The 11,836-nt window shown below is 19.3% G+C and carries 8 protein-coding genes and 3 tRNA genes; 1 reads left to right on the forward strand and 10 read right to left on the reverse strand.

Annotated features, from left to right (window positions below; translation table 11 throughout):
* Positions 1-44 precede the first annotated feature (44 nt).
* From serC to GJU01_RS01490, 10 genes are all read right to left on the reverse strand, one after another.
* Positions 45-1,139, reverse strand: a complete 1,095-nt coding sequence (gene serC, locus GJU01_RS01445; protein WP_168868076.1) for a 3-phosphoserine/phosphohydroxythreonine transaminase — start codon at positions 1,137-1,139, stop codon at positions 45-47.
* Between the two features lie 41 nt (positions 1,140-1,180).
* On the reverse strand, positions 1,181-2,287 hold the full coding sequence (gene rodA / locus GJU01_RS01450; RefSeq protein ID WP_168868077.1) for a rod shape-determining protein RodA: 1,107 nt from the start codon (positions 2,285-2,287) through the stop codon (positions 1,181-1,183).
* Between the two features lie 24 nt (positions 2,288-2,311).
* A complete protein-coding gene (mrdA, locus tag GJU01_RS01455; protein WP_168868078.1) occupies positions 2,312-4,186 on the reverse strand; it encodes a penicillin-binding protein 2 in 1,875 nt (624 codons plus the stop codon).
* Positions 4,187-4,218: 32 nt separating this feature from the next.
* Positions 4,219-5,211, reverse strand: coding sequence for a DNA polymerase III subunit delta (gene holA / locus GJU01_RS01460; RefSeq protein ID WP_168868079.1), 993 nt, complete (start codon positions 5,209-5,211; stop codon positions 4,219-4,221).
* Between the two features lie 57 nt (positions 5,212-5,268).
* Positions 5,269-7,821 carry a leucine--tRNA ligase gene (leuS, locus tag GJU01_RS01465; RefSeq protein ID WP_168868080.1) on the reverse strand — a complete coding sequence of 851 codons (2,553 nt, stop codon included), beginning with the start codon at positions 7,819-7,821 and terminating at the stop codon, positions 5,269-5,271.
* A gap of 104 nt (positions 7,822-7,925) precedes the next feature.
* A complete protein-coding gene (ybeY, locus tag GJU01_RS01470; RefSeq protein ID WP_168868081.1) occupies positions 7,926-8,384 on the reverse strand; it encodes an rRNA maturation RNase YbeY in 459 nt (152 codons plus the stop codon).
* Positions 8,385-8,402: 18 nt separating this feature from the next.
* Positions 8,403-9,743: a tRNA (N6-isopentenyl adenosine(37)-C2)-methylthiotransferase MiaB gene (gene miaB / locus GJU01_RS01475; protein WP_168868082.1), complete on the reverse strand. Its 1,341-nt coding sequence runs from the start codon at positions 9,741-9,743 to the stop codon at positions 8,403-8,405.
* Positions 9,744-9,794: 51 nt separating this feature from the next.
* Positions 9,795-9,866, reverse strand: a tRNA-Gln gene (locus GJU01_RS01480).
* 13 nt (positions 9,867-9,879) lie between these two features.
* Positions 9,880-9,965: transfer RNA gene (locus tag GJU01_RS01485), tRNA-Leu, on the reverse strand.
* Between the two features lie 14 nt (positions 9,966-9,979).
* Positions 9,980-10,055 (reverse strand) — tRNA-Met (locus GJU01_RS01490).
* 100 nt (positions 10,056-10,155) lie between these two features.
* Here GJU01_RS01490 and glnS point away from each other — a divergent pair.
* Positions 10,156-11,817, forward strand: coding sequence for a glutamine--tRNA ligase (gene glnS / locus GJU01_RS01495; RefSeq protein WP_168868083.1), 1,662 nt, complete (start codon positions 10,156-10,158; stop codon positions 11,815-11,817).
* The last annotated feature ends 19 nt before the right edge of the window (positions 11,818-11,836 follow it).

Genomic DNA, 11,836 nt, shown 5'->3' on the forward strand with positions numbered 1-11,836 from the left:
ATATTATTGATATTTGAAATTAAATCTTAAAATGATCATATCATTTATGAATAGTTTTTTTCAAAATCATTCATAAAATTTATTAATTTTTTAATACCTTCTAGAGGCATAGCGTTATATATAGATGCCCTTATACCCCCTATTATTTTATGTCCTTTTAGATAAAATAATCCATTTTCTTGAGATTTTTGTAAAAACAAATTTTCTTTTTCTGGTTTTTTTAAATGAAAAACAACATTTGTTATAGATCGATTACAATGTTTAATTGTATTTATATAAAATTCACTTTTATCTATAGTAGAATAGAGTAATTTTGCTTTTTGTTTATTTATTTTACTAATATATTTTATCCCCCCCTTTTTTTTTAACCATTTTAAAACTAATCCTGATAAATATAAAGAAAAGGTAGGAGGTGTGTTAAACATTGAATTATGTTTCCATATTATTTCATAATCTAATACTGAAGGTAATTCTTTTCTTTTTTTATTTTTATTTAAAATTAAATCTTTTTTTATAATTAAAATAGTTAATCCTGCTGGACCAATATTTTTTTGTGCACTTGCATATATCATCCCATAATTTTTAATATTAATTTCTTTTGCAAGAATAGAAGATGATAAATCTGCAATAACAGTTTTATTTTGGAATATAGGTTCTTCATTTATTGCAATACCTTCTATTGTTTCATTAGGGCAATAATGTATATATTTTGAATTATTTTTTATTTTCCAATATTTCATTTTTTGAATATAATAAAGTCCATTCTTTTTTTTTACCGGATTAATTATATTAGGTTTACAATATTTTGTAGCTTCTTGTATAGCTTTATAAGACCAATGACCTAGATTTGCATAGTCAGCTGTTTCATTATAAGATAATAAATTCATCGGTATAGCTGAAAATTGTGTTCTTGCACCTCCTTGACAAAATAATATTTCATATTGTAATGGTATATGCATTAATTCACGTAAATCTTTTTTTATATCTTGTATTAAATTCATAAAATCATTACTACGATGACTAATTTCCATAACAGAAACATTTAAATTATTCCAATTTATTAATTCATTTTGTGCTTTTTTTAATACTTCACGAGGTAAGGAGGCAGGGCCAGGACTAAAATTAAATATGTTTTGCATGATTATATAATCCTAAAACATTAAGTTAAAAAATAATAATTTTATTTCAGTTTTGTATTATTAGTATACATAGACATTATAATACCAAAATTAGCCATAATAACGACTAGAGATGTACCTCCATAACTTATTAAGGGTAATGGAATTCCAACAATAGGTAATAAACCACTTACCATACTCATATTAATAAATGTACATAAAAAAAATAATGTTATTATACCTCCAATTATTATTTTATTAAAAAGGTCATGACATTTTACTGATAAGAAAAAACTTCTCCCTATTAATAATATATATAAAATAATTAATAATAATACTCCAATAAAACCAAATTCTTCTGCAAATATAGAAAAAATAAAATCAGTATGTTTTTCTGGTAAAAAATTTAGTTTAGATTGTGTACCATGTTGCCATCCTTTACCAAATAAACCTCCAGAACCTATTGCTATTTTAGATTGTAAAATATGATATCCTTTTCCTAATAAATCATAATGTGTTTTTAATAACATTAACATTCTCTCTCTTTGATAATCATGTAATAAAAAAATCCATGCAAAGGGAAGAAATATAATAAATAATATAATGCTATTCAAAATTTTTTTCCAAGATAATCCGGCTAAAAATAATATAATAGAACCAGATAAACCAATTAAAATAGCAGTACCTAAATCTGGTTGTTTTGCAACTAAAATAGTAGGGATTAAAATCAAAATCATTGTTTTTAAAAAAATTTTTGTAGTAATATAATATTCTGCTCTATCTACAATACTAGCAACAACTAAAGGAACTGATATTTTAGCTATTTCAGATGGCTGAAATGTAAAAGAATTAATATTCAACCATCTTTTAGCTCCTTTTGTAGTATAACCAGCAAATTCTACAGCAATTAATAAAAACACAGAGAATAAATAAAATAAAAAAGAATATTTTTTATAAATTTCTGGAGGAATTTGTACTGCTATTAACATAATTATACAACCTATACAAATTTGTATTAATTTATGTTTAAAAAAAAAATGATTGTTTAATCCAGTTACACTCCATGTTATAAATAAACTAACTATTAAAATTAATATAATTAATAATAGTAAAATTAAATCTATATGTAATACAGAATGAATAAAATAACTTAAATTTTTTTTTTTCATAATAAAATCACATAATTAAATATTTTATATTAAAAAATTTTTTTGGTTTTCAAAAATATAATCTAAAATTTTTCTTAAAATTTTCCCGATTGATATATTTTTATCACTATTTTCTATAATAATAGTAATAGCTATTTTAGGATTATTAAAGGGAGCAAAAGCTATTACCAGTTTATGATCTCTTAATTTTTCTTCTATTGTATTTATATTATATTGTTTTGTATTTTTAAGATTAAAAACTTGTGCAGTTCCAGTTTTCGCTGCTACATTATAATTTTTTACATTAGAAAAATACTTATATAAAGTACCATTTTTTTTATTTACTACATTAAACATTCCCTTTTTTACTATATTCCAATACTGTAAAGGTAAATCTACTATTTTTTTATATTTTGGTGAAACATAATATTTAAAAATATTATTTAATTTTTCCATCTTATAAAGATGAAGATGTTTTATAAAACCGTTATTAATTAATATAGTTAAAGCATTATGTATTTGTATAGGAGTAGCATTCCAATAACTTTGCCCTATACCAACAGAAATAGTATCTCCTATATACCAAGGATTTTCTATATTTTGTAATTTCCATTTTTTTGTAGGTAAATTACCTAATTGTTCATTAAAAAGATCAATATTTGTTAATTTTCCATAACCAAATTTATGCATCCATTTATGGATTTTATTAATACCTATATTATAGGCTAACTGATAAAAAAAAGAATCTGAAGATTCTTGTAATGCTTTATTAATATTAAGATAACCATGACCATTTTTTTTCCAATCTTTATAAATTTGATTAAATTTAGGAATTTTCCACCATCCAGGATCAAATAATATTGTATTTTCACTTATTAAATTTAAATTTAAAGCTAATAAAGCTATATATGGTTTAATAGTAGAAGCAGGTGGATAAATTCCTTGAATAGCTCGATTTATTAAAGGCTTATTACTATTTTTGAGTAAAAAATTTAATTTTTTTTTTTCATTATTATTAATAAATAAATTAGGATTAAAACTAGGGGTAGAAACCATAGCTAAAATTTCTCCATTTTTAGGATTACTAATAATAACAGTTCCTTTTTTATTTTTCATTAATAAATAAATGTATTTTTGTAAATTATAATCAATTGTTAAATAAATATCACTCCCTGTATATGCTTCTTTTTTGCAAATATTATATTTATAAAAACCTTTATTATTTATAGCTATTTTTTGATAACCAGGAATACCATATATTTTTTTTTGATAATATTTTTCAATACCATTCATTCCAATTGAAGAGTTATCAGTATAATTTTTTACAGAATTTTTATTTCTAAAAATAATTTTTTTTTTTATATTATGAGAATTGATATATCCAATAACATGAGCAAAAATTTTTCTCTGTGGATAAAAACGTTTTTGATATATTTTTAAGTATATTCCAGAAAATTTATATTTATTTACTAAAAATTTCGATACTTGTACATTATTTAAATCTATTTTTAATAAAATAGTTCTTAATGGATTATCTTTTATTTTTTGATTTATTATATTTATTAGATTATATATATCAATTTTTAATTTTAATATTTTTTTTAAGTTTACAATTTTTTTTAAAACATTACTATTATTATTTAATTTAATTTTAACTTGATAAAAATTTTTATTTTTAGCTAAAATTATACCATTCCTATCGTAAATTAATCCTCTATTAGGTTTTAAAAAAAAAAAACTGGAATAATTTTTTTCAGATTGTAATTTATATTTTTTATAAGATTTTATTTGCAAATAATATAAATTATATATTAGAATAAATAATAGTATTGAAAATACTTTAATTAAAAGTTTTATTCTCTGTAAAAAAATTTTTGATTTTATTGTATAATTTTGTAAAAAATTATATTTTATACTCATTATTATTTTATACCTATATGATTAAAAATTTTTTATGAAATTAAAAAAATTAATTTTTCTAAATCAATCCAAAAATATTTTTCTGTATAGTTATTTATTATAAAACTTTTAATATTTATTTCAATTTCTAATAATAATTTAAATATTAAATGGAATTTTTGATTATTCATTCTCTTTAATATTTTTTTATAAAAATATGATTTTGATAAAGATATTAAAAAATTTTTAAAAATTATATTTAAAGGATATTTTTTTAAATTTCTATATATTTTAAAAATTAAAAAAAAAGTTTTCTGTAATTTATTAAAAATTAAAAAAATATTTTGTTTATTTTTTTTCATTTGTCTAATAATTTCAAAACTATTTTTTATATCACCTTCTAAAATAGAAGTAATTAAATTACTATTTTTTAGATAAAAAACATTATCTAGATAATTTTGATTGTTTTTATTTATATAAATATTTTTTATAATTTGATTTAATAACATTAAATTTTTTGAATATAAATTTTTTAATAAATTACAATTTTTTTTATTTATATATAAATTAAATTTACTAAAACGATAATAAATCCAATTAATTAATTTTTTACCATTTAATTTATTATATATATAAAACACTAAATATTTATTATTTATAAAATTTTTTATAATTTTTTCTATATATAAATTTATATAATCATGAATTTCTAAAATTAAAATATTATTAATATCGATATATTTAATTATATTAATAATATTATTTTTAAATTTAAAAAAAATTTTTTTATTTAAAAAAATTAAATGTATTATTTGTTTTTTACAAAAAAAATCAATTATAATAAATTTAGAAAAAATATCATTCCAAATAGTATTATCATCAATAATTATTATTTGATTTTTAAGATAGTCTAATGTTAATAATTTTTTAAATAATAAATTTATTTTTCTTTTAATAAAAAAAATTTCATCTCCAGCTATAATATAACAAAAATATTTTTTATTATAAATATTTTTATCAAAATTATATAACAATATTTTATTCATTTTTTATTTAAAATTACTTATTTAATTAGATATTTAAATTTATAAATACGATTATTATCACGTTTTAATTGTGGTTACTATATTAAATATTTTTTGTGGTATATATATTATTTTTATTATTTCAACATTTATTAAAAGTTTAGATATTTTATTATGTGATAATACATATTTTTTAATATAATTCTGTTGATCTTTATATTTATCAAGTATAGATAAAATATATTTTTTTTTTCCATTTATTTGAATTACAATATTAAATTTATTATTTATTTTTTTAGTATCAATTTTTATAATTAAAGGCCATGACTCATAATCTATATCATTTTTATTTCCCATATATTTCCATAATACAAAACAAATATGTGGAGTAAACGGATAAAGCATTTTTAATATAGATAATATACCATTAAAAATAATGGTATGATCAATATCATTAAATATTTTATATTTTCTAATTTTATTAAATAAAATCATTATTGATGATATGGCCGTATTAAATGATTGATTATGTTCAAAAATATTTGTTACTTTAGTAATAGTTTTATTTATATAATCTTGTATTACTAATTGTTTTGTATTATGAAAAAAAAGTTTATTATTTTTAAGTTTTTGATAATTATCAAATAATTTTTTATACTCATAAATAAATATCCATAATTTGTTTAAAAACCTATACATTCCTTTAATTCCTGTTTCTTGCCATTCTAAGTCTATTGTTGGGGGAGCTGCAAACATAATAAAAAGACGTAAAGAATCTGCTCCATATTTTTCAATAATTTTTTGCGGATTAATACCATTATTTTTCGACTTAGACATTTTAATCATACCATTATTAATTAATTTTCTTCCTTTTTTATCAATAAAAATATTATTTTTTTTATCAAAAAAAACGTTTTTTTCTTTTACCCAATGATATTTTTTTTTTTTATCTATATAATAATAAGAATTAGCTAATACCATTCCTTGACATAATAAGTTTTTAACTGGTTCATTAGTATTTAATAATCCTATATCTCTCATTAATTTATGAAAAAAACGGAAATATATTAAATGCATTGTAGCATGTTCTATCCCCCCAATATATTGGTCTATAGGTAACCAATATTGAGCTTGTTTTTTATTTATCATTCTATTTTTTTCATTAGTACAAGTATATCTAGCATAATACCATGAAGATTCAATAAAAGTATCAAATGTATCCGTTTCAAGTTGACCTATTACTCCATTATTATTATATTTAAACCAATCTAAATTATTTTTAATTTTTTCACTATAATTATCTTTTATATTTGTATTAAAAAATTTTTCTGGAAATACAAAAGGTAAATTTTTTTGTTTTAATGGTATATACTGTTTATCTTTTGTAATAATTATAGGAATTGGTGTTCCCCATATACGTTGTCTTGAAATACTCCAATCTTTTAAATTAAAAAATTTTTTATAAAATGCTTTTTTTTTTAAAATTAAAGATTTAATAATTAATTCATGATTATTTTTAATATTATTAGATAAATTTAATATTTTATTTTTTGATATAATGGACATATTATATTCATGGATAAAATCACAGTCTTTTTTATTATATTGGGGATTACTAATAGTAGCTTTAATATTACTGTAATTAGATAAATAGTTTACAATTATGATTGGAATTTTTTTTTTAAGGAAAGTATTATATGCAAATAATTCACTATTAATATATTTTATCTTGTTAAATTGAAAATTATTATTTTCTAAATACAAAGCAGATGAATATTTATTAATAAATTTTTTAATTTTTTGATTATTTATAAATTTTTTACATATTGAATGACTATATAAAATTTTAATAAAAGAAATATTATTAATAATATAATAATCTTTTTTTTCTATAAATACACTAAATTTATAATTAATATTATAAATTTTAAAAATTACTTCTATTCCTTTTATTTGACCAATCCAATTTTTTTGCATATTTTTTACTTTTTTTGGCCAACCATGTAAAAATTTTAAATTATTTAGTAATTCTTCTGCATAATTAGTAATTTTTAAAAACCATTGTTGAACTTGTTTTTTAGTAACAATACTATTACATCTCCAACAACATTTATTAATTACTTGCTCATTAGCTAATATAGTTTTGTCAGTATTACACCAATTAACTATATCATTTTTTTTATATGCTAATCCTAATTTATATAATTTTAAAAAAAACCATTGTTCCCAACGATAATAATTAGGATCACATGTTGTAATTTCTCTATCCCAATTAAAACTAAATCCTAATAGTTGGAGTTGTTTTTTCATATATAAAATATTATTTTTAGTCCATATATTGGGAGATATATTATGATTATGAGCTGCAATTTCAGCTGGTAACCCAAAAGCATCCCACCCAATTGGATGTAAAACATTTTTTCCTAACATTCGTTGATATCTTGCAATAACATCTCCTATAGTATAATTACGTACATGTCCCATATGTAATTTACCAGAAGGATATGGTAACATTGAAAGACAGTAAAATTTTTTTTTATTGTAATTTTCAATAACATCAAAAGTTTTTTCATGTTCCCATTTTTTTTGTACATAAAATTCTATTTCTTTAGGAAAGTATTCTTTTTTCATACAAAAATAATTCCTGAATATATTATTAAATATTTCGTATATTAAAATAAAATAATTATTTTATAAAAAATCTTTTATTAATTTTAATTAAATATAAATTTAACTTAAAAATATGGATTTTTATACCCAAGTAATTTAAGTATTTTTATTTCTTTTAATTGCATTATACATGTTTCTTTAACGTTTTTATGATTATATGCTAATAAATGTAAACATGCATGTATAATAATATGTGCCCAATGAGATTTTAATGATTTTTTTTGTAAACAAGATTCATACTCTATAATTTCTTTACATAGGATAATATCTCCTAATAATGTTTTTTTTAAAATATTTTTTTCTAATAAAAAAGATAAAACATTAGTTGGTTTAGAAATATTTAAATATTTTTTATTTAGTTTTAAAATAAATTTTTTCTCTACAATAGAAATATTTAATTCAATTTTTTGAATATTTTTTTTAAAAAAAATTTTATATAACCAATAAAAAATATCATTTTTTAAAGGTAAATTATTGTTATTTTTACAAAAATTATAATAATTTAAAACTATATTTAATTTCATAAAATCCTAAAATAAAAATTAATTTTTATAAAGAGAGATAAATTTTCCATATAAAGAATATATATAAGAATCAATAATTTTTACATTAATAAATTCACCAATATAATTTTTATCGCTTATAAAAAAAACTATTCTATTATTTTCTGTTTTTCCAAAATATTTATTCTTTTGAATTGAGATGCCTTCTACTAAAATAACTTGAATTGTATTTAACATTTTTTCACTAAATTTTTTAGTTTGTTGTTTTATATAATATTGTAATAGATATAATCTTCGTTTTTTTTCTAAAATATTTATATTATCTAACATTTTACTAGCAGGTGTTTTTGGTCTAGGAGAATAAATAAAACTAAAACCCATATCTAAATCTAGATCTAAAATTAAAGAAAGAGTATCTTCAAAATCTTTTTTTGTTTCTCCTGGAAAACCAACTATAAAATCAGAACTAATTTGAATATTAGGTCTAACGATCCTAAGTTTATTTATAATTTTAATATATTCAGAAATATTATATCTTCTTTTCATTAAAGATAAAATTTTATTAGAACCACTTTGTACTGGTAAATGTAAAAAATTTACTAATTTAGGGATTTTCTTGTATATATTAATTAAATCATCAGAAAAATCTTTTGGATGACTTGTAGTAAATCTAATTCTTTTTATATTCTCTATTTTAGAAATTAATAGTAATAGTTTTGAAAAGTTATAATATTGTTTATTTTTATTATCAAAATAATTATAAGAATTAACATTTTGTCCTAATAAATGTATTTCTTTAACTCCTTGAATAGATAAATTTTTAATTTCTAAAAGTATATCTTGATAAGGTCTACTAAATTCTTTTCCTCTAGTATGAGGTACTATACAATAAGTACAATATTTATTACAACCTTCTATAATTGAAATAAAAGAACTTACACTCTTTGTTTTTGTTACAGGAAAAAACTGAAACTTTTCAATTTGAGGAAAACTAATATCAATTAAATATTTTTTAAATTTACGTATTTTATATACCATTTGAGGTAATCTATGAAGAGTTTGGGGACCAAAAATAATATCTACATAATTTGCTCTATTTAATATTTTTTTACCTTCTTGTGTAGCAACACATCCTCCTACTCCAATAATAATAGATGGATTATTTTTTTTTAAAATTTTCCATCTTCCTAACTGATGAAATAATTTTTCTTGCGCTTTTTCTCTAATAGAACATGTATTTAATATTAAAATATTGGCGTTTTTTATAGATTTAGTAATTTTACAATTTAACCTGTTTTCCATAAGATCAGCTATCTTAGAAGAATCATATTCATTCATTTGACAGCCCCAAGTTTTGATATATAATTTATCACTTAACATAATTAAATAATTAACAGTTTGTATTTCATAAAATTGTATAAAAAAATAGAACTGGGGTACCTGGATTTGAACCAGGGATGCCGGTATCAAAAACCGGTGCCTTAACCACTTGGCTATACCCCATATTATTATACTTTGCGGAAGACGAGATTTGAACTCGTATTATAAATAAAATAACCAGAACCTAAATCTGGTGCGTCTACCAAATTCCGCCACTCCCGCAAATTATTTTGTTTTAGCTACGATGGGAATTGAACCCATGACCTCAGCGTTATGAGTGCTGTGCTCTAACCAAGACTGAGCTACGTAGCCAATAACTAATTTATATTATGTAAATAATAAAGTATCACGTCAACTAATTTATTTATTTAATTTTAAATTAAAATGAAATTTGTGAAAAGAGTAAAAAAATATGTATAAATATAATAATTTTTATAAAAAAAATTTTGTTTTTAAAATTATTGAAAATGATATAAAAAATAAAAAATATAATTTAATATGTACTAGATTTCCTCCAGAACCTAATGGTTATTTACATATAGGTCATATCAAATCTATTTGTTTAAATTTTTCAATTGCTAAATTTTATAATGGAAAATGTTTTTTAAGAATTGATGATACTAATCCTTCGACAGAAAATATAAAATATATTAAATCTATAAAAAAAGATTTAGTATGGTTAGGTTTTAAATGGGATCAAAATATAAAATATACATCTAATTACTTTAATATAATGTATAAATATGCTCTTGAATTAATTAATAAAGGTTTAGCTTATATTGATGAATTAAATACAGCAGATATACGAAATTATAGAGGTACATTATTAACACCAGGGATAAATAGTCCATATAGAAATCGATCAATAAAAGAAAATTTGAAATTATTTGAAAAAATGCGTTTAGGAAAATTTTCCGAAGGTAGTTTATCCTTACGTGCTAAAATAGATATGAAGTCAAAAATAATTATCATGAGAGATCCCGTTTTATATAGGATCAAATTTCAAAAACATCATCAAACTAATCAAAAATGGTGTATATATCCAACTTATGATTTTAGCCATTGTATATCTGATGCAATTGAAGGAATTACGCATTCTTTATGTACATTAGAATTTCAAGATAATAAAATATTATATAATTGGATTCTTGATAATATTAGTATAAAACATCATCCTAAGCAATATGAATTTTCCAAACTAAATATAGAATATGGAATAACTTCTAAAAGAAATATTAATATTTTAATAAAAAAAAAGATCGTAAGTGGATGGGATGATCCACGCTTATTAACTATTTCTGGATTACGAAGAAAAGGATATACAGCTTTATCTTTAAAAAATTTTTGTTATCAAATAGGAGTAACTAAACAAAATAATATAATAGAAATGTCTTTTTTAGAATCTTGTATAAAATCAGAATTAAATAAATTAGCTCCTAGAGCAATGGCGATATTAAGACCTTTAAAAATTATTATTGACAATTTTCCTTTAGAAAAAAAAATCAAATTAACAGTTCCTAATCATCCTAAAAATAAAGAAATGGGATATAAAAATATTTATTTTACTAAAGAAATATATATAGATATTTTAGATTTTTCTGAATTTAAAAAAAAAGATTTTAAAAGACTTATTTTAGGAGGTAAAGTAAAATTAAGATATGCTTTTATAATTGAAGCAAAAAAAATTATAAAAGACAAAAATAATAATATTCTTTGTGTACATTGTATTTATTATAATAATACATTAGGAAATAAAATAAATATAAAAGAAAATAAAATAAAAGGTATAATTCATTGGATATCTTGTTTATATACTAAATCTGTTAAATTTTATTTATATAATAATTTATTTTTAAAAAAAAATATTAATAATAATGAAAATATTTTAAATTTTTTAAATCCAAAATCATTATTAATATATAATGGGTTTATAGAAAAGAATTTATTAAAAAATAATAAAAATAAATATTTTCAATTTGAAAGAGAAGGATATTTTTATTTTGATAAAAAATATTCAAGTAAAAATAAAACAATTTTTAATAGGATTGTATCATTAAAAACAAAAAAAAAATAAACATATAAAATCAATTATA

This window comes from Enterobacteriaceae endosymbiont of Donacia vulgaris (assembly GCF_012568445.1).
Classification (GTDB): Bacteria; Pseudomonadota; Gammaproteobacteria; order Enterobacterales; family Enterobacteriaceae.